Origin of the sequence: Lacibacter sp. H375, from assembly GCF_037892425.1 — a bacterium.
Classification (GTDB): domain Bacteria; phylum Bacteroidota; class Bacteroidia; order Chitinophagales; family Chitinophagaceae; genus Lacibacter.
On sequence record NZ_JBBKTT010000002.1, the window covers coordinates 49,075 to 66,910 of the forward strand.

The following is a 17,836-nucleotide window of genomic DNA, read 5'->3' on the forward strand; positions in this document are numbered from 1 at the left end:
TAACTGGTTAGTTCTTTTTCTGATTTGTCAATGCGCCTTTCACAATCAGGTACTGTGCAGATGCATAAGTGAGCATTACACATAAGCTTAACGCAACATGATTCATGGCAAACAGGTTAACTGCAAGGAGTGAATCAGAAATGACGAAGAGTAAAGCTCCTGTGAAAAACAAAACAGCTGCATCATTACTCAATCTCCGTCTTGTATTAATAGCCATCAGCAGCATCGTGCCAATGGTAAAGCCGTAAACGGTTACGGGTATTTTTAGTGCATCAAGAAAAGGGTAGAGAAGCCACAGGAAAATCAGAATGTAAACCAATACTGGAATGCCGGTCAATGGTTGTAATTGTAGCAATCCCTTCTTGTTATTTCCTGATTTAATAAAGTAAACGATGTAAAAAATATGAGCCAGTAGAAAAGAAACCAGGCCGGGAATAAACATTCCTTTCATTTGCAGCAATACATCGCCTGCCCACGAAAGAAACAATGCTAAAAGTATAAGAGTGAATAAGAGGCCGTTGCGTTTAGCTGATGCAGTATAAAACCCAATCATCAACAATGGCATAAGCAATGGTTTGGTAAACCATCGTAATTGTGGCTGATCAAAATAAATGAATAATAATTCAAGCACCACCACCAACGCATAGATGCTAAAGATGATCCTGGCCTGCTGCTTCATACTAGTTCCCTTGTTTCACAACATCTGCTTTAATACCATACCAATTGCGGAGCGAATCTTTCACTTTGCTGCTATCGGAAAGTGATTTTTGCACGAGCAAAATAAGTTGGTAAGTGCTGCTGTCTTTCATGTTTAATGAAAGTTCTCTGCCTCTCGTTTTGTGAAAAGCTATGCGGGCATCTGCTTTCGCTTTTGTTGTAGCGGTTTCAATAACAAGTTTCAGAGAATTAGTATCAACAACAGTTGGTGGAGTAACAGGTAGTAAAGTATCCTTTGCAAGAATTGCAGTTGTATCTGACTGTTGAACAGTAGTATCAACCGGAGTAACCTGCTCAACAAGTGTTGTTTCAGGCTCTGGGGCTTTGTCTTTTTTGGGGATGGCCAAGTAAACGGCCCATCCCACAAGAGCCAACGCCACAATACTTCCAATAATAATGATCGGCTTTTTCGAACTCTTCAGTTCTTCATGTGAAAAATCAATTTCCTTTTCACCTTCAGCCAATACAGTACGGTCCCTCACATGATCTGTATTAATTGAGTCTATCTTTTCCAATGCAGGACTACCTTGCTCAAATGTAAACTGGTTGTCTTTTGTTTTATTGATGGAGCCAATACCTTTAATGGGGAAGGGTTTGCCAATATTGATCAACTGCATTCCATTGTTCACATACGATTCAAGATCGCTCATGGCAAGTGGTTTCATTTTTCCTGTCTGTTGCATCAGGAAAAGAAGTAAACCTTCATCGACAGTGGCGTTGCGGTTGGTAGTAAATGAAATTGTGTCGGCCGGCCATCCTTCTTCTTTCAGATCGTAGATGTTTACCGAAGGATTAAGATCAAAACGGCCAAGCCCCGGAAGAGTAAGACTTTTCTCCTTGTACAAATACTGTGATAATATTTCCTGGATTTTCACGGATAATTTTTTTCAAACATACTTAAAAACCAGCTTTTATCATAGAAATAGAATGGCCTCAACCCGATCGGACCATTTTAAACGGCCAAATCCAGTGATTTTACTGATTCCGCAAATCTTCGTTAAAGAAGACATAGGGCTGAACGCTCTTGCTTACATTTGCCAAAAAATAACAGATGCTGTCGGCAGAGGAAAAAGAGTTTATGCAATGGTGGGAGCAAAACCGTAGCAAGGAAAAGAGATTATTGAGTCAGCTCACAATAGGGTTGCCATTAGGTCTTGCATTTGGATTTCCTATTTTGCTGAGTGTAATGTTCAGGGGCTGGTATAAAAATATGCCTTATGTTTCCGGATCACAATTAACCATTATCCTCATCGCTGTTTTACTGGTAGTAGTTTTCTATGCTATTTTCAAGATGCGTTTTAAATGGGAGATGAACGAACAGCGTTATCTTGAACTGAAGCAAAAATTGGAGATTGAGGCAACGTTAGAAGAAAAATGATTGTCAAAATAAAGCAGGTCATTTTAAAAGAATTTGAACAAAAACAAAATAAGTTAACATGAAGTATGTAGTTGGATTATTGATGGCAGTAGCTATGTTAAGTGCTTGTAAGAAAAAAAACAGCAATGAATGCCCTTACTCGGCTGAGAACACATCAGCTTCTGCACAGGAAGAAGCAGTGGTAACAGATTATATTGCGGCAAATAGCATTACAGGAGCCGTAGAGTTGGGTACTTCGGGATTGTATTACGTTATAGACGCACAAGGAAACACAAATAAACCTGCGCTTTGCAATACCGTAGTGGTAAAGTATAAAGGGCAACTTGCAAACGGAACAATTTTCGATCAAACAACCGGAACATCCACAGCATCTTTCACATTGGGCGGTTTAATTGAAGGCTGGAACCGGGGTATGCAATTAGTTGGAGAGGGTGGTAAGATCAGGTTGTATATTCCATCTTCATTGGGTTATGGCGCAGCTGGGTCCTTTAATCCGAATACCGGCTTATACACAATTCCTCAAAATGCGATGCTCATTTTTGATGTTGAAATTGTCGCTGTTTATAAATAAGTAGTAGCAACAAGCTAGTAGAAAAGCTCTCCCAAATAACGGGGAGCTTTTTTGTTTACTTACTTTTGTAAAAACTCAATCACTTGTCGTACGAACCCATTTCCGTTTTTGATATGTTTAAGATTGGCGTTGGTCCATCCAGCAGTCATACGCTTGGGCCGTGGCGAGCCGCTCAACGTTTTGTTCAATCCATTCAAACAATACAACCGTTGGAAAAGGTGGAAACTGTGCGTGTATTACTCTATGGTTCATTGGCAAAAACAGGTAAGGGACATGGAACTGATGTTGCTATTCAGTTAGGCTTGTGTGGCGAGGATCCAGTTACGTTTGATGTAAATGCAATTGATGCACGCATCAAAGATATTGCTGACATGAATGAACTTCTGTTGGGAGGAAAACATGAAGTGGCTTTTGACCCTAGAGAGGATATTGATTTCTTAATGACAGAGAGTTTGCCTTTTCATCCCAATGCAGTTACATTTCTTGCTTCTTTTAAAGATGATACGTCTATAGCAGAAACATGGTATTCCATTGGCGGTGGTTTTGTGGTAAAAGAGAACGAAGAAGCTACCGGCCATGCACAGGTGCAGCTGCCCTTCCCTGTTGATGCAGCCGAAGATCTATTGCATTGGTGCATGAAAACAGGCATGAGCATTAGTGAAATAGTGATGGAAAATGAAAATGCATGGCGCAGTGAAGAAGAAACTAAACAAGGCGTACTAAATATCTGGCGTGTAATGCAGGAGTGTATGTACAAAGGTTGCCATACAGAAGGATATTTACCCGGCGGTTTGAATGTTAAAAGACGAGGTGCTGGGTTGAATAAAAAATTATTACAACAAAAGCCATATTCTAATTTCCAGGAGTGGACAGGTGCCATACGCAACGGCGGAAATGATTTTAAATATACCCTCGATTGGGTAAGTTGTTTTGCTTTGGCCGTGAATGAAGAGAACGCATCGTTCGGCAGGGTAGTAACTGCACCAACCAATGGAGCTGCGGGTGTTATACCTGCTGTGTTGATGTATTATGTTTGTTTTTGCGATGGTGCTGATGAAGAAAAGATCATTCGCTTCTTATTAACGGCTTCTGAAGTGGGCAGCATCTTTAAAAAAGGCTCAACTATTTCTGCAGCCATGGGTGGTTGTCAGGCCGAGATCGGCGTATCCAGCGCAATGGCTGCTGCTGCACTAACTGAATGTATGGGTGGCACACAGCGACAGGTATTAATGGCTGCAGAAATTGCAATGGAACATCATCTTGGTTTAACCTGCGATCCTATTGCCGGCCTTGTGCAGGTGCCATGTATTGAACGTAATACAATGGGCGCCATCAAAGCCATCACTGCCTCTCAGCTTGCCTTACAAAGCACACCCGATTATGCTAAGGTTTCATTAGATGGCGTGGTAAAAACCATGTGGGATACCGCCAAGGATATGAATCACAAATACAAAGAAACTGCCGAAGGTGGGTTGGCCATCAATATCCCCCTTTCTCTAAGTGAGTGTTGATTACCGTTAGTTGTTAAAAAAAACAAAATCAGCAAACAATTATTAAGAAATGCTGTTCTTTTGCAAACGATTTAAAAACCTGTTCAAAAGAGCGGTTTAAAATCAATAACTTTCTTTAACATAACGGTCTAAATAATGGCAAACAACCAGGCAGCGAAAGACCTGAAACGTCCGCTGCAACGCTTACTACAGGTATTAAACCTGGAGCGCAAGGAGATAGGTGCAATTTATTTTTATGCAATTCTTGCAGGGGTGTTGCAGCTTGCTATGCCATTGGGTATACAAGCCATTATCAATTTTGTACTCGCCGGCCGTTTATCAACTTCTATCATAGTCTTAATTATTCTTGTTGTTATCAGTGTGTTTCTTACAGGTTTGCTCCAGGTAAACCAAATGAAGATCATTGAGAAAATTCAGCAACGGATATTCACCCGTTATTCATTTGAATTTGCATGGCGTATTCCCCGGCTCGATCTTAAAAAGATCGATCAGTATTATTTACCTGAGTTTGTAAACCGTTTTTTCGATACCGTTAATTTAGAAAAAAGCTTAAGCCGTTTGCTGCTCGATATTCCTGCTGCATTAATACAGGTATTGTTTGGTTTGATCCTGCTTTCGTTGTATGCAAATGTTTTCATCATCTTCAGCTTATTGGTGGTATTGATCCTTGTTGTTATTATTCGGGTAACGTATGCAAGAGGTTTATCAACCAGCCTCGATGAAAGCGAATACAAATATGAAGTTGCCGGCTGGCTCCAGGAAATAGCACGTGTACTGAAATCGTTCCAGTTTTCCCGTGGCTCGTCATTACCCATTGATAAAACTGATGCGTTGGTAACTAAATATCTTCATGCACGTACCAGCCATTTCCGTATTCTGCTGATGCAATACTGGACGTTGATCGGGTTTAAAATTCTGATCACTGCAGGTATGTTGATTGTTGGTGCAGTATTGCTTGTGGGTAATGAAATAAATGTAGGTCAGTTTGCGGCGGCGGAAATTGTGATCCTGTTGGTACTTGCGTCGGTGGAAAAACTGATCAGGAGTCTTGATAAGGTTTATGATATACTCACCAGTGTAGAAAAACTGGGAAAGGTTATAGATAAGCCATTAGAATCTGAAGGAACATTACAACCGGATCCTTCTGCAAACGGATTGTCAATTACTGTAAACGATCTGCATTTCAGTTATAACGATCAAACATCTATCCTGCATCAACTTTCATTCAACGTAAAACAGGGCGAGAAAGTTTGTATCAATGGCGGGGATGGTTCCGGTAAATCCACACTCTTGAAATTGCTAACAGGAGCTTATGCAGACTTTGGAGGAAGCATTCTCATAAACGATATTCCTATCGGCAACTATAATCCTGCATTGCTGCGTGCAGAAACAGGTATCCTGTTTCATCAGCAGGATATCTTCGAGGGTAGTTTGTATGAAAATATTGCGCTGGGCGATACAACAGTAACAATTCCCCAAATAACATCACTTGCAACACAGCTTGGTATCAGTGATTTTATTTCATCACTCAAAAACGGATTCGATACACAAATCGATGCTGCAGGAAAGCGATTGTCCAGTGCCGTTATACGAAAGGTATTGCTTCTCCGTGCGTTGGTATCGCATCCAAAATTACTCTTACTTGAAGAACCATGGTTTGGCTTTGATGCAGACTGCCGTGAAAAAGTGCAGCAATATCTTCTGCAGCAAATACCCGGCACAACTGTATTGGTAATTTCAAACGATGAAGCTTTTGCCCGTAAATGTGATCGTGTTTTATATATGCAGGACGGACGCATTGTAAAAGAAGAGCAACCAACTGTAAACCCTTAAACTAAACCACATGTCGTTTCAATTACTTACTCCCGATATACAGGAAAAAACAGGTAAGCCGCTTCGTTCGTTCAATGAAATTTACCGGCAACACAAATCCAGTAAAATACGGCGTTACTTTTTTATCATTATTTGCATTACCATTATTATACTTTTTTTACCGTGGACACAAAACATCCGCAGTAACGGCACCGTAACAACGCTTCGCCAGGAGCAACGGCCACAACAGGTGAACAATATTATTGCCGGTCGTATCGTAAAATGGTGGGTGAAAGAAGGCGACTTTGTGAAGAGGGGCGATACCATTGTACAGTTGGCAGAAATAAAAGATGATTACCTCGATCCGAATTTATTACAGCGCACCGAACAGCAATTGAGCGCAGAAAAAATGACGATCGATTATTATGAAGGCAAAGTAAATACTACCGGTCAACAAATTGAAGCACTGGAAAACGAACGGGAATTAAAGTTAAGTTCAATCGATAATAAACTCATACAGACAAAAAGGAAAGTGCAGAGTGACAGTATGAAAGTGAATGCAGCAATGAATGAAATGAATGTAGCTGATCGCCAACTCGAAGGCGCTGTGAAAATGTATGAACAGGGTGTAATTCCGTTGACTGAATTTGAACGAAGGAAAGTGTTGCATCAGAATGTGAATGCAAAAATGATTGGTGCGCAAAACGATTTCAACAATAGCAAACAGGATTTACTAATACTGCAATTGGAACGTAATGCAGCCATTCAGGAATATGCAGAGAAGATTGCAAAAGCATCTGGAGATCGTTTTCAATCGCAATCACAAATTGCAACAGGGCAGGGTAAAGTAGCCAAGCTGCAAAATCAATATGATAATTACAGGATACGTAACGGACAATATTTTGTGTTGGCTCCGCAAGATGGGCAAGTGATAAAGGCAATGAAAGCCGGTATCAATGAAATGCTGAAAGAAGGCGACATGATAGTTGAAGTTGTACCGAAGCAATATCAACTCGCAGTTGAAGTTTGGGTAAAGCCAATGGATCTGCAACTGTTGAACATTGGTCAGAAAACACGTTTTATGTTCGATGGATTTCCTGCAATTGTTTTCAGTGGATGGCCGCAGGCATCGTATGGAACTTATGCCGGTGAAATTGTAGCGATCGAATCGAACCTCAGCAGCAATGGCATGTTTCGTGTATTGGTTGCCGAAGATAAGAACGAACGGCCATGGCCAATGAATATGAAACTCGGCACAGGGGCTGTAAATTTTACATTGCTGAAAGATGTATCGGTGTGGTATGAATTGTGGCGGCAAATCAATGGTTTTCCTCCTGACTATTACCGTCCGCAAACTACTGCAAACGGGAAAGAGGAAAAAGAAAAAAAATAAGTAATGACAAACAGCCCGACATACATGATGAAGAAAGGAATTTTGAGTTTACTACTGCTCGGTGTAGTGATGAGTAAAGCCTTGTATGCACAGGATACAGTACGTGTGTTGGCAGAAGATGAATTTATTGCGATTGTAAAACAACATCATCCTGTTGCAAAGCAAGCCGGTTTATTAGTTGATGCTGCAAGGGCACAATTGCTTTCCATCCGTGGAAATTTTGATCCTGTTGTTTTTTTGAACAATGATCAGAAAACATTTGATGGTAAGAACTATTATAATTATACCAATGCAGAGTTAGGAATTCCTACATGGTTTGGTGTGGAATTGTATGCGGGGCTTGAAAATAATTTTGGTGATTTTATTAATCCTGAAGTATCAGCAAGCCGAACCAGTTATGCAGGCATCAGTTTGCCGTTGTTAAAAGATCTGGTATTGGATAAACGTCGTGCAGCATTGCAACAGGGAAAACTTTTCACACAACAATCGGAATTTGAACGGCGTACTGTTATTAACGATTTGTTGTTTGATGCATACAAAGCTTATTGGAGCTGGGCAAGAGATTATCAATTGCTGACGGTACTTGATACAACGATCTCTTTGAATGAAGCAAGATATGAACTGGTGCGCATTTCATATCAACAGGGCGACCGTGCGGCAGTTGATACCACCGAAGCACTGGCGCAGTTGCAGAACTTTCAACAGCAGCGTGAAGAAGCGTGGTTGAAGTTCAGAAAGTCAACATTGGAACTGTCAACATTTTTATGGCTGCAGGGAAACAAGCCGGTGTATTTAAGCGAACGTGTGATACCTGATACTGTATGGACCGCCCAATCATTCACGAACTTTAAAGTTGACCAACTCAGTGACTGGCTCACACAAACAGTTACCAATCATCCGAAGCTGCAACAGATCGATTTTAAATTACAATCGCTGGAAGTTGAACGCAGACTTAAGTTTCAGAATCTGTTGCCCAAGCTTGATCTGAAATATAATTTTCTGCAAAAAGGACATAATGTGTCGAATGCTTTCAATGTTAATTTCTTTGAGAATAATTACAAGTTTGGTTTGAATGCAGTTATTCCTATTCCTAACCGTAGCGGCATTGGTGATTACCGTGCAGCACGAATTAAAATTAAATCAACTGAACTTGATCGCAGCTTTACAGAACTGAATCTGGAAAACAAAGTCCGTTTTCATTATAACGAAGTGCTGAACCTGCAAAAGCAGATCAGCATTTACGAAAACGCCTATCGCAATTATGTACGACTGTTTGAAGCGGAACAACTGAAATTTTCATTGGGCGAAACAACCTTGTTCTTGCTCAACTCACGTGAAACAAAAGTGCTGGAAGCCAAACAGAAATTACTTGAACTGAAAGTAAAGTTTTACCAATCATTTGCAGCATTGAACTGGTCTACGGGTGGCTTGCAGTAACACGCTCCGTCAGACGGAATACTTCTTTCACTGTATTATTGTATTTCTTACTTCATCTCCTCAAAATACTTCATCACCGCTTCTTCTGTTTGCTGTTGAAGAATTGTATCAGCTGTAAACAGTTTGTTACGTAATGAACGGTAGAGTTGTACAGACTGATCTAATGCAGCAAGCAATGATTCTTTGTTATTCACTGCTAATGTTTGTTGCAATTGCTTGAAATCTTCTGCTGCAATTGTTGTTTCCACTTTACGTACACCTCTTGGTAAATTGTTATTCTTAATGTGCAGTAATGGTCCAAATACAACCATGCGCAGGAACGCAAGAAAATCATGTGCTTCCATGTATTCACCACGACCGATCTTCAGCAAGGCATAATGCACCCATGTCCAGAAGCGATCTTCGACCCATTGATGATCGGGGTGAGGAAATTGATACGAAGTTGAATCAATGATCTGCTGTAAACTTTCTGTTCGGTCGAACAGCAGCACCGGATTTTCTACTCTTGTTTTTAATTCCTCAGCTGTAATAAATTTAATATCTACATGTAGCAGCGGGTTGTTGTATAAACAAATGAGTAAGCGTGGTTCACCCACATGCTCACCGGTAAATCCATTCAACAGGTTGCCGAACTTACTTGCATAAGCCATCATCTTTGCTTTATCGCTGTCCACTTTTTCAGTAGTGATGAGTATAAGATCAAGATCAGAAAATTCATCTAGCTCCTGTGTAAGCCAGGAGCCTGCTACAGCTAATCCTTCGATGGAAGGATCGTCTTCTGCAATGATGGCTGCATGTGCAGCGAATGCCTGTTGAAGCATGTGTGATGATTGAGAGTGAAGCTACTTAAACTCTTCAGTAAATGTGTCATCCCATTTAAAAGCATTAACAATCCACCCGTTTTTATTTTTGTAGTATGTAAAAAGGACTCGAATTGCTGTATTATCATATCGAATTAAGAAGGTTTCTCTTATAGCGAAGTCTAAAATAACTTCATTCTTTATTTTAACGTAGTTAATTGGATTGCCAAATCTGTCACTTATTAGGTTGAGATATTTTATAGTTTTTTCTTCAAACGAAGAGACTTCATTTTCGGGTATTGGCCAGAATTTTTTAAGCTCATTCGTTGCTTCTGATATTTTTTGCTCAAAAAAAAGTTTGGTAATTTTTTCGGAGAAAGATTTAGTTTCTGAAACACTTATTAAGTAATCTGATTGAGCGTTTGCGAAGAATGTAAGCAGCATTAATCCTGTGATCGTGAATAGTTTTTTCATATTGCTTCGAATTTATAATTTGTTTTTAGCGCACCAATTTTATTTCTTCCCAAACCCCTTTTTAAAAAACAATAAATGATAATCAACCGCACTGCCCCAATAAGCTCCGTTATGTGCACCGGGGCGTTCGGTATAATCATGATCAATTTTCAAGGTCATCAATTTTTGATGCAGGTTGCGATTCACTTCTAAAAAGAAATCACCCAAACCACAATCAATGATCAGTTTCAATTCACCATTCTTCAACGTTTCTATTTGATTGATCAATGTATACGTATCCCAGTTTTCTTTGTTCGTATTAATATCGCCCAACACCTGTTTGATCTGCCAGTTGTTTGGGAATGGACGAATATCCACTCCGCCAGCCATTGAACCTGCCTGTGAATACACTTCTTTATTACGAACTGCAAGATAAAGTGCACCGTGTCCGCCCATACTCAAACCGGTGATGGCTCTTCCTTTTTTATCAGCAATGGTTTTGTAATGCGTATCGATATAACTCACCAGCTCTCTGCTCACAAAAGTTTCATACTTCATCTTCGGATCAACAGGACTATCATAGTACCAACTGTAAAAACCACCATCGGCACAAACGATCATAATTTTTAGCTCATCAGCTTTTTGTGCAAGCTGCGGTGCTTCTTTTATCCATCCACCATAGTTACCACTGTAACCATGCAGAAGATAAACTACAGGGAAACGTTCTTTACTTTTCTTGTAGCTCTTTGGTGTGATCACCACACATTTAATTTCTTTCTGCATACTGTTGCTGAACACAGTAACGGTATCAACTTTAGCTGCTAAGAGATGGAATGAGAGAAAAAAGAAAAAGAGGACTGTGCTTGATCGTTTCATGTGTTGAAGATAAATATTTCTGTTGTTCAAAAAAGCTGTCATCCCGACGAAGGAGGGAACTGCTTGGCTGCTGTAATTCTACTCAACAGATCCCTCCTTCGTCGGGATGACAATAAAAAGGGCACAGAGTTTTTTCTCCGTGCCCTTTGCGTTACCTCAGTGTTCTCTGCGGTAAAAAGTATTTAGTTCTTCTTCTGTGCCCGCTGCATTGAATTACCACCCGCACTTGCACCACGCACTGGGCCACTGCCTTGGCGGAACAAATTAAACTTCGATGGCATTTCTTTCACTGGCCATAAGTTGTTGCTTTCATCAATATCAGCAGTTTCACGCATTGGATCAATACGGATGGCGGCTACTTCTTTATCCTTAATGAATACTTTGGTAAACTTTTGTTCATTCAATTTCCATATACTCACCGGTACACGGTCAACTTCCTTACTGCCATCCTTGAAAGTCCACTCAACAATCACCGGCATTACCATGCCACCTTTGTTGGTAAAGCTCAGCTCGTAAAAATTCTTATTCGCCCATTTGCCTTTGTTTTCGTTATCAACAGGAATAGTTGCATCAGCTTGCTGTTGTGTAAACTTTGCATCTGCTCCGGGATTGAAATAATAATAGTCACGCAGGCTTGTATCAGCATCTGTTGCATATGTAATGCTCTTATCATCTTTGTTACGGAGCTTATGCACTGCATCAAATTGTTTTTGCTGGAAAGCAGTTGCGTTTGCAGCATCGTTCATCTTGAACCAACGCACAGTGTCGAGTGAAATATCAACCGGCTCAGTTCCGTAATACCAACCTCTCCAGAACCAATCAAGATCAACTGCACTTGCATCTTCCATCGTACGGAAAAGATCTGCAGGTGTTGGATGCTTGAATGCCCAGCGACGTGCATATTCACGGAATGAATAATCAAACAACTCACGACCCATTACCGTTTCACGTAAAATATTTAAACCGGTTGCCGCTTTTGCATAGGCATTGGCACCAACCTGCGTAACGTTATCGCCCGTGGTCATAATTGGTTCCAGTTGATCTTTTGGCAACTTCATGTAATCAGTGATCAAATGCGCAGGACCACGACGTGAAGGATAATTGTTGTCAAATTCACCTTCCGTTAAAAATTGTGTGAATGTATTCAAACCTTCATCCATCCACCAGTACTGGCGTTCATCGCTGTTAACGATCATCGGGAAAAAGTTATGACCCACTTCATGGATCACCACACCGATCATTCCGTACTTTGTTGCTTCGCTGTACGTACCATCTTTTTCTGTACGGCCATAGTTGAAAGCGATCATTGGATATTCCATACCCTGCGATGCTTCAACTGAAATAGCAACAGGATAAGGATAAGGTATGGTATGCTTTGAATAGATCTTCAACGTATGAGCTGTTACCTTCGTTGAATATTTACGATAGAGAGTATACGCTTCTTTTGGATAATAACTCATGCTCATGATCTTCTTGCCTTCCACATAAGTTGGCATGGCATCCCATACAAATTTGCGACTTGCACCCCATGCAAAATCACGTACGTTCTCAGCAGAGTAGATCCATGTTTTCTTATCAGTTGATTTGTCTTTTTCGTTTGCTGTTGCTTCATCGAGCGTAACAACTTCAACAACATCCTTTGCCGATTGTGCCTGTTGCCAGCGTTGAAATTGTGCAGCAGTTAAAAGTTGTTTATAGTTCTGACATTCACCGGTTGCTGCTACAACAAAATCGCCTGGCACAGTCATCTTCACTTTGAAGTTGCCGAAGGTGAGTGCAAACTCTGAACCACCACTGAACTGTGTATTCTGCCAACCTTGAAAATCGCTGTACACAGCCAAACGTGGATAGAACTGGCTCATGGTAAATACTGCATTCCCATCTTCCGGAAACAATTCATAACCACCACGGCTGCCCCATACCAAACGGTCAGGTATTTTATAATTCCAATCGACCTTGAAAACAAATTTTTGTCCGGGCTTTAATGCAACGGGCAGATCAATACGCATCATTGTTTGGTTGATGGTATACTTCAATGCATTACCTGCAGCATCAGTAAGTTTTGTGATCTTGATGCCAAGACCTGATTCCTGTGCAGTGCGCCATTTTTCTATGTTCACGAGTTGAGTATTACTCATGTTCGCTTCAATACGGTTACGGCTATTGCGCAGGTAATCATGATCAGGATTGTGAATGTTTTCATCAAGCTGCATCCACAGGTAAGTCAACTGATCAGGTGAGTTGTTGAAATACGTAATTGTTTCTGTGCCGGTTAAACGAAGATTGGTTTCATCTAATTCAACACTGATGTCGTAATCGGCTTTTTGTTGCCAATACTTTGGACCGGGTGCACCACTGGCAGTACGGTATTCATTGGGGCTTTGTAACAGGTATCCCAACTGTTCAAAGCGGTTGCCATGATTACTGCCGGGATTACTCTGAGGCGGTTGTGCCATACCCACCACAGTGAGCAATAAACAACCAAGTAAAAAACGAATGTGCATAGTTCAGATTTTTTTGCTTTTTAAAACGGTAAGCGCTCAAGCGCCATAATAAATGAAATACCAAAAATGCTGCCGCTGATAAACACAGTCCATTCTCTTTGCTTTATATTCAGCAGGCGCACAAAGATGAAGGAAACCATCAACGCAGCAAGTACAATCAATAACTGACCAAGTTCCAGGCCAATATTGAATGCAAGCAGTTGAGAGATGATGTTTTCGCTCTTGCCCATCATACTTCTCAGGTAATTGCTGAAACCAAGACCATGGATCAACCCAAACAACAATGCAGAAACATAACGAAACCTTACATACTTTGGTTGAGTGTTGTTGCGGAATAAATTTTCCAGTGCGGTCATGATAATGGTGATGGGTATCAGAAATTCGATCCATGTACTGGAGATCAGAATTTTATTGAATACACTTAATGCCAATGTAACGCTGTGACCGATAGTGAATGCAGTGATCAACAATAATACCTGTTTCCAGTCTTTCATAAAATAGGGGAGGCAAAGCGCCATTACGAACAAGATATGATCGTAACCTTTCCAATCGGTGATATGATAAAAACCTTCCCTTAAATAAAACCCAAAATCCCCCATTTTTTACGGTAGCGGTGGTTGAACTCGGAAAATAAACCAGAAGTTTGTAATCTTGAAAACTAATACGAAGATGGTGGCAGAATTATATAAACGGCTCGGTGAAAGCAAGCCGGGAGTGGTGAGTAGAGAGTCGGCAGTGGTGAATCGTCCGTGGTCGATCGTCCGTCGTCTGTTTTTAATGATGGCTGTCGTCTTCTGCCTAACGGCTTTCGCTCTTCATCCTTACTACATGAGCGTAACGGAATTTGAATACAAACCTGCTGAGAAAGAAGTGCAGGTGGCATGTAAAATTTTTACTGATGACCTGGAAGAAACATTGAAAAAGGAATACAAACGAAAAGTTGACATACTCAATGCTTCATCGAAAAAAGAAAATGAACAACTGCTCAACCGTTACCTGCAGCAGCATTTGCGTTTACAGCTCGATGGAAAGACTGCTGCATTGCAAATGATCGGCTTTGAACAGGAAGGTGAAGCCGTATGGATCTATCTTGTTGCAAGTAATACCGCTGCATTTAAATCGGCTATTGTGTTTAATGATCTGTTGTATAGTTACAGAGAAGATCAGTTAAACATCATCCATTTCAAAAATAAAGGTGAACGTAAGAGTCACCGGTTTACATTTCCCAATAAAGAAGTCACGTTAAGCTGGTAAGTTATTTTGTGGCCTTTGCGTGAAAGATTAAAATGCATCCAAATAGATCTTTGCTGCTAAAAGAAGAATTGCAAACAGGCAAACCCAGATGCCATAATAGTAAAGCGTAGCTTTTTTCTGAAAGCGTATATGTATTTTATGATCAATACTTCTGGGGTTAAGTTTCATTTGCGTAATTGGTTTCAACTGCAACATCTTCTGAACCCATCCACGCATCACTGAGTTATTGTTTCGTTGAATGTGTTTGAGGTTAAGATTGTCATAACCTGCCATAAGCAACGCACGCATCACATACAGAACAAATAACAAAGCAAAAGACCCATATAGTAAAAGCATCAGCATGCAATCAGAATTGTAGTGGTTTCAATTTAAGTTTGCCATCGGTTTTCCACTCAATGGCTGGTGCAGGTGTTTTAAAATATTGCAGCAGGAACAAAGGTGCATTCAAAGCTTGTACGGAACGTATCCTGTGCAGATCGGCATCGGGTGCCAGGTAAAACTGACGGGTACGTTTAAACGAAGGTATCTCTTTGCCGTTAATCTCAGCAGGGTTTTTCAATGCACCGATCATGCCGTCGGCACCAATACCTGCGGCCACATTTAACCAATCAGGAAAATTACTTTCTGTCTTCATAAATGACCGAAGGTTAACAGATAGCCAATACGTTTGTCCGTTATAATCTTTCATTAAACGTTCGGCCCATTTCTTCCCTAATAATTTGGGATTGTACTGCGCATACGGCGAAAAGCTTGCCGAAAATTTCAATCCCATTCGCTGTTGCCCCCACCCATACTGTTGGGCAGCAAACAAACCCGCACCTGAAATATTGGCCAGCATATCACCACCGGAGAAACCCCAATCACGGGAAAAAGCATCCATCATTTCCACAATACTTAAAAAGGCGAGTGAGGTTAATGCACCACCAACTATTGCCTGGTTGGGTTTTACGCCACTCCATCGTAACAGATCGTGCTGCATAACTGATACATTATAGGCCGTAGTGGCGTGTCCCAGCTTATCCATCTGGAACCATTCCTTGTTATCATTCAGAAAATGAAACTTGCTTTTCGGAAATTTTTTATACCAGAGAAAATACAAGCCAACAGATGTTAATACAAAAACTGACGATTCTGTCCACACTACTTTCCGTAAACGATCGGGACGAAACTGATCACTTGGTGGCAGGAAATACTGCTGTGCACCTGCCTGCTGCACCGTGATGGATGCAATAAAAATCAATAAAATAATCCTGCTGATATAATGCTTAAACGCCATAGGCTGCTGCAAAATACGGAAGCTGCAGAAAATATCCATTCTTTCTGAAATTGCACTTGAAACAAAAGCAGGAGAATCATACATTTGATTTCCTAAAAAATAACTGTATGCAAGCAACGATTCAGGCCAATGTACAAAAGTGGCTCACTGGCAATTTTGAACAATCGGTGAAAGATGAGATAACAGCACTTCAACAAAATAACCCCGATGAACTGGCAGATTCTTTTTACCGTAACCTTGAATTTGGTACCGGTGGTTTACGTGGCATCATGGGTATTGGTACCAACCGCATGAATAAATACACAGTGGGAATGGCTACGCAAGGCTATGCCAACTATCTCAATAAAAGTTTTGGCGAAGGCAATGTAAAATGTGTAGTTGGTCATGACAGCCGCAATAACAGCCGGCTGTTTGCAGAGATCGTTGCCAATGTAATGGGGGCAAACGGTATTAAAGTGTATTTGTTTGAAGCATTACGTCCAACGCCTGAATTAAGTTTTGCTATCCGTCACTTGGGTTGCCAGGGTGGTGTTGTTTGTACAGCATCGCATAATCCTAAAGAATACAATGGCTACAAAGCTTATTGGAGTGATGGTGGACAGTTAGTGCCACCACATGATAAGAACGTCATTATAGAAGTGGATAAAATTGCAGGTGTTGACGATGTAAAGTGGAGTGGTGGTGAAAGCAACATTACATTGATCGGTAAAGAAATGGATGAAGCATACATGCAAATGATACAAAGCCTGAGTGTGTATCCTGAAGTATGTAAAGCTCAACATGATCTGAAAATTGTATATACATCTATACACGGTACAGGTATTACACTTGTTCCGCAAGTGCTGGAGCGTTTTGGTTTTACCAACGTAACCATTGTTGATGAACAGAAAGAACCCAATGGTAATTTCCCCACTGTTGTGTATCCAAACCCTGAAGAAGCAGAAGCCATGAATATTGGTTTAAATAAAGCCAAAGCAATGGATGCTGATATTCTATTGGGAACTGATCCTGACAGCGATCGTGTGGGTATTGCCATTAAGGATCATAAAGGCAATTGGGTGCTCATGAACGGAAACCAAACTGCTGTGCTTGCTTTCAATTATATGATCGAGGCACGCAAAGCAAAAGGCATCAATCAACCAAACGATATGGTAGTGAAAACCATTGTAACAACTGAAATGATCGATGCCATTGCAAAAGCAAGCAATATTAATTGTTACAATGTACTTACCGGTTTTAAATGGATCGCTGAACTCATTAAAGAAAAAGAAGCCACTGAGAATTATATTGTTGGTGGTGAAGAAAGTTATGGCTTGATGATCGGCAGCCAGCTGCGTGATAAAGATGCCATCAGTGCAGTTGCATTGTTATGCGAAATGGCAGCGTATGAAAAGAACAAAGGCAGAAGCCTGTTTCAGAAAATGATCGACCTGTATGTGCAGCATGGTTTTTATAAAGAAAGTCTCATCTCCATTACCAAGAAGGGAATGAACGGACAAGCAGAAATTGCTGCGATGATGGAAGGTTACCGTAACAACACGCCAACATCCATCAACGGTTCGGCTGTGGTGCAGTTGCTCGATTACCAATTGCAGAAAGGAAAGAATATTCAAACAGGCGAGGAGTGGACGATTAACTTACCAAAGTCGAATGTGTTGCAGTTTATTTTAGCTGATGGAAGTAAAATTTCAGCACGTCCAAGCGGTACTGAACCAAAGATCAAATTCTACTTTAGTGTAAACACAAAACTTGATAAAGCAGAAAATTTTGATGCAGTACATGTGCAACTTAACGAAAGAATCGATGGAATTGTTAAGGATATGAAGTTGAAGTAAACTGATGATTGATGAAAAA

General features: G+C 40.7%; 17 protein-coding genes. 8 read left to right on the forward strand and 9 right to left on the reverse strand.

Features of this window, described 5'->3' with window-relative positions; all coding sequences use genetic code 11:
* Positions 1 to 7: 7 nt before the first annotated feature.
* Entirely contained in the window at positions 8 to 679 is a 672-nt protein-coding gene (locus WG954_RS20810; protein ID WP_340439008.1) for a lysoplasmalogenase, read from the reverse strand.
* 1 nt (position 680) lies between these two features.
* Positions 681 to 1,592, reverse strand: coding sequence for a hypothetical protein (locus WG954_RS20815; RefSeq protein WP_340439010.1), 912 nt, complete (start codon positions 1,590 to 1,592; stop codon positions 681 to 683).
* 176 nt (positions 1,593 to 1,768) lie between these two features.
* Here WG954_RS20815 and WG954_RS20820 point away from each other — a divergent pair, with 176 nt between their 5' ends.
* The 6 genes from WG954_RS20820 to WG954_RS20845 all read left to right on the forward strand — a co-directional run bounded on the left by WG954_RS20820 (position 1,769) and on the right by WG954_RS20845 (position 8,819).
* Complete coding sequence (locus tag WG954_RS20820; RefSeq protein ID WP_340439011.1) at positions 1,769 to 2,095, forward strand: FeoB-associated Cys-rich membrane protein; 327 nt, start codon at positions 1,769 to 1,771, stop codon at positions 2,093 to 2,095.
* A 58-nt stretch (positions 2,096 to 2,153) separates the two neighbouring features.
* Positions 2,154 to 2,666: an FKBP-type peptidyl-prolyl cis-trans isomerase gene (locus WG954_RS20825; protein ID WP_340439013.1), complete on the forward strand. Its 513-nt coding sequence runs from the start codon at positions 2,154 to 2,156 to the stop codon at positions 2,664 to 2,666.
* 83 nt (positions 2,667 to 2,749) lie between these two features.
* Positions 2,750 to 4,177: an L-serine ammonia-lyase gene (locus WG954_RS20830; RefSeq protein ID WP_340439014.1), complete on the forward strand. Its 1,428-nt coding sequence runs from the start codon at positions 2,750 to 2,752 to the stop codon at positions 4,175 to 4,177.
* A 135-nt stretch (positions 4,178 to 4,312) separates the two neighbouring features.
* On the forward strand, positions 4,313 to 6,010 hold the full coding sequence (locus WG954_RS20835; protein ID WP_340439015.1) for a peptidase domain-containing ABC transporter: 1,698 nt from the start codon (positions 4,313 to 4,315) through the stop codon (positions 6,008 to 6,010).
* A gap of 10 nt (positions 6,011 to 6,020) precedes the next feature.
* The gene (locus tag WG954_RS20840) at positions 6,021 to 7,382 is read left to right on the forward strand and encodes an HlyD family secretion protein (RefSeq protein ID WP_340439017.1); all 1,362 of its coding nucleotides are present in this window, start codon (positions 6,021 to 6,023) and stop codon (positions 7,380 to 7,382) included.
* Positions 7,383 to 7,385: 3 nt separating this feature from the next.
* Positions 7,386 to 8,819, forward strand: coding sequence for a TolC family protein (locus WG954_RS20845; protein WP_340439019.1), 1,434 nt, complete (start codon positions 7,386 to 7,388; stop codon positions 8,817 to 8,819).
* Positions 8,820 to 8,866: 47 nt separating this feature from the next.
* Here the strand turns inward: WG954_RS20845 and WG954_RS20850 are convergent, their stop codons facing one another.
* The 5 genes from WG954_RS20850 to WG954_RS20870 form a co-directional block, all read right to left on the reverse strand.
* A complete protein-coding gene (locus WG954_RS20850) occupies positions 8,867 to 9,640 on the reverse strand; it encodes an aminoglycoside 6-adenylyltransferase (protein ID WP_340439020.1) in 774 nt (257 codons plus the stop codon).
* 21 nt (positions 9,641 to 9,661) lie between these two features.
* Positions 9,662 to 10,093: a hypothetical protein gene (locus WG954_RS20855; RefSeq protein WP_340439021.1), complete on the reverse strand. Its 432-nt coding sequence runs from the start codon at positions 10,091 to 10,093 to the stop codon at positions 9,662 to 9,664.
* A gap of 39 nt (positions 10,094 to 10,132) precedes the next feature.
* Positions 10,133 to 10,948 carry an alpha/beta hydrolase gene (locus WG954_RS20860; protein WP_340439022.1) on the reverse strand — a complete coding sequence of 272 codons (816 nt, stop codon included), beginning with the start codon at positions 10,946 to 10,948 and terminating at the stop codon, positions 10,133 to 10,135.
* 182 nt (positions 10,949 to 11,130) lie between these two features.
* Positions 11,131 to 13,452 (reverse strand): M1 family metallopeptidase, encoded by a 2,322-nt coding sequence (locus WG954_RS20865; protein ID WP_340439023.1) that lies wholly within the window; start codon positions 13,450 to 13,452, stop codon positions 11,131 to 11,133.
* A 20-nt stretch (positions 13,453 to 13,472) separates the two neighbouring features.
* A complete protein-coding gene (locus WG954_RS20870; protein ID WP_340439025.1) occupies positions 13,473 to 14,051 on the reverse strand; it encodes a HupE/UreJ family protein in 579 nt (192 codons plus the stop codon).
* Positions 14,052 to 14,121: 70 nt separating this feature from the next.
* On the opposite strand from WG954_RS20870, the gene WG954_RS20875 reads away from it, so the two are divergent.
* Entirely contained in the window at positions 14,122 to 14,706 is a 585-nt protein-coding gene (locus WG954_RS20875; protein ID WP_340439026.1) for a DUF6702 family protein, read from the forward strand.
* A 27-nt stretch (positions 14,707 to 14,733) separates the two neighbouring features.
* On the opposite strand, the gene WG954_RS20880 is transcribed toward WG954_RS20875, so the two are convergent.
* The gene (locus WG954_RS20880) at positions 14,734 to 15,048 is read right to left on the reverse strand and encodes a hypothetical protein (RefSeq protein WP_340439027.1); all 315 of its coding nucleotides are present in this window, start codon (positions 15,046 to 15,048) and stop codon (positions 14,734 to 14,736) included.
* A 4-nt stretch (positions 15,049 to 15,052) separates the two neighbouring features.
* On the reverse strand, positions 15,053 to 16,021 hold the full coding sequence (locus tag WG954_RS20885) for a DUF2279 domain-containing protein (RefSeq protein ID WP_340439028.1): 969 nt from the start codon (positions 16,019 to 16,021) through the stop codon (positions 15,053 to 15,055).
* Between the two features lie 68 nt (positions 16,022 to 16,089).
* Between WG954_RS20885 and WG954_RS20890 the strand changes: the two genes are divergently transcribed.
* Complete coding sequence (locus WG954_RS20890; RefSeq protein WP_340439029.1) at positions 16,090 to 17,817, forward strand: phospho-sugar mutase; 1,728 nt, start codon at positions 16,090 to 16,092, stop codon at positions 17,815 to 17,817.
* Positions 17,818 to 17,836 lie beyond the last annotated feature (19 nt).

Bases quoted from the DNA above. Each gene is read 5' to 3' on its own strand.
- WG954_RS20820 (WP_340439011.1), top strand. From the start codon at position 1,769: ATGCTGTCGGCAGAGGAAAAAGAGTTTATGCAATGGTGGGAGCAAAAC.
- WG954_RS20875 (WP_340439026.1), top strand. From the start codon at position 14,122: ATGGTGGCAGAATTATATAAACGGCTCGGTGAAAGCAAGCCGGGAGTG.
- WG954_RS20855 (WP_340439021.1), bottom strand. From the start codon at position 10,093: ATGAAAAAACTATTCACGATCACAGGATTAATGCTGCTTACATTCTTC.
- WG954_RS20825 (WP_340439013.1), top strand. From the start codon at position 2,154: ATGAAGTATGTAGTTGGATTATTGATGGCAGTAGCTATGTTAAGTGCT.
- WG954_RS20880 (WP_340439027.1), bottom strand. From the start codon at position 15,048: ATGCTGATGCTTTTACTATATGGGTCTTTTGCTTTGTTATTTGTTCTG.
- WG954_RS20840 (WP_340439017.1), top strand. From the start codon at position 6,021: ATGTCGTTTCAATTACTTACTCCCGATATACAGGAAAAAACAGGTAAG.
- WG954_RS20850 (WP_340439020.1), bottom strand. From the start codon at position 9,640: ATGCTTCAACAGGCATTCGCTGCACATGCAGCCATCATTGCAGAAGAC.
- WG954_RS20835 (WP_340439015.1), top strand. From the start codon at position 4,313: ATGGCAAACAACCAGGCAGCGAAAGACCTGAAACGTCCGCTGCAACGC.
- WG954_RS20860 (WP_340439022.1), bottom strand. From the start codon at position 10,948: ATGAAACGATCAAGCACAGTCCTCTTTTTCTTTTTTCTCTCATTCCAT.
- WG954_RS20885 (WP_340439028.1), bottom strand. From the start codon at position 16,021: ATGGATATTTTCTGCAGCTTCCGTATTTTGCAGCAGCCTATGGCGTTT.
- WG954_RS20890 (WP_340439029.1), top strand. From the start codon at position 16,090: ATGCAAGCAACGATTCAGGCCAATGTACAAAAGTGGCTCACTGGCAAT.
- WG954_RS20865 (WP_340439023.1), bottom strand. From the start codon at position 13,452: ATGCACATTCGTTTTTTACTTGGTTGTTTATTGCTCACTGTGGTGGGT.
- WG954_RS20845 (WP_340439019.1), top strand. From the start codon at position 7,386: ATGACAAACAGCCCGACATACATGATGAAGAAAGGAATTTTGAGTTTA.
- WG954_RS20870 (WP_340439025.1), bottom strand. From the start codon at position 14,051: ATGGGGGATTTTGGGTTTTATTTAAGGGAAGGTTTTTATCATATCACC.
- WG954_RS20810 (WP_340439008.1), bottom strand. From the start codon at position 679: ATGAAGCAGCAGGCCAGGATCATCTTTAGCATCTATGCGTTGGTGGTG.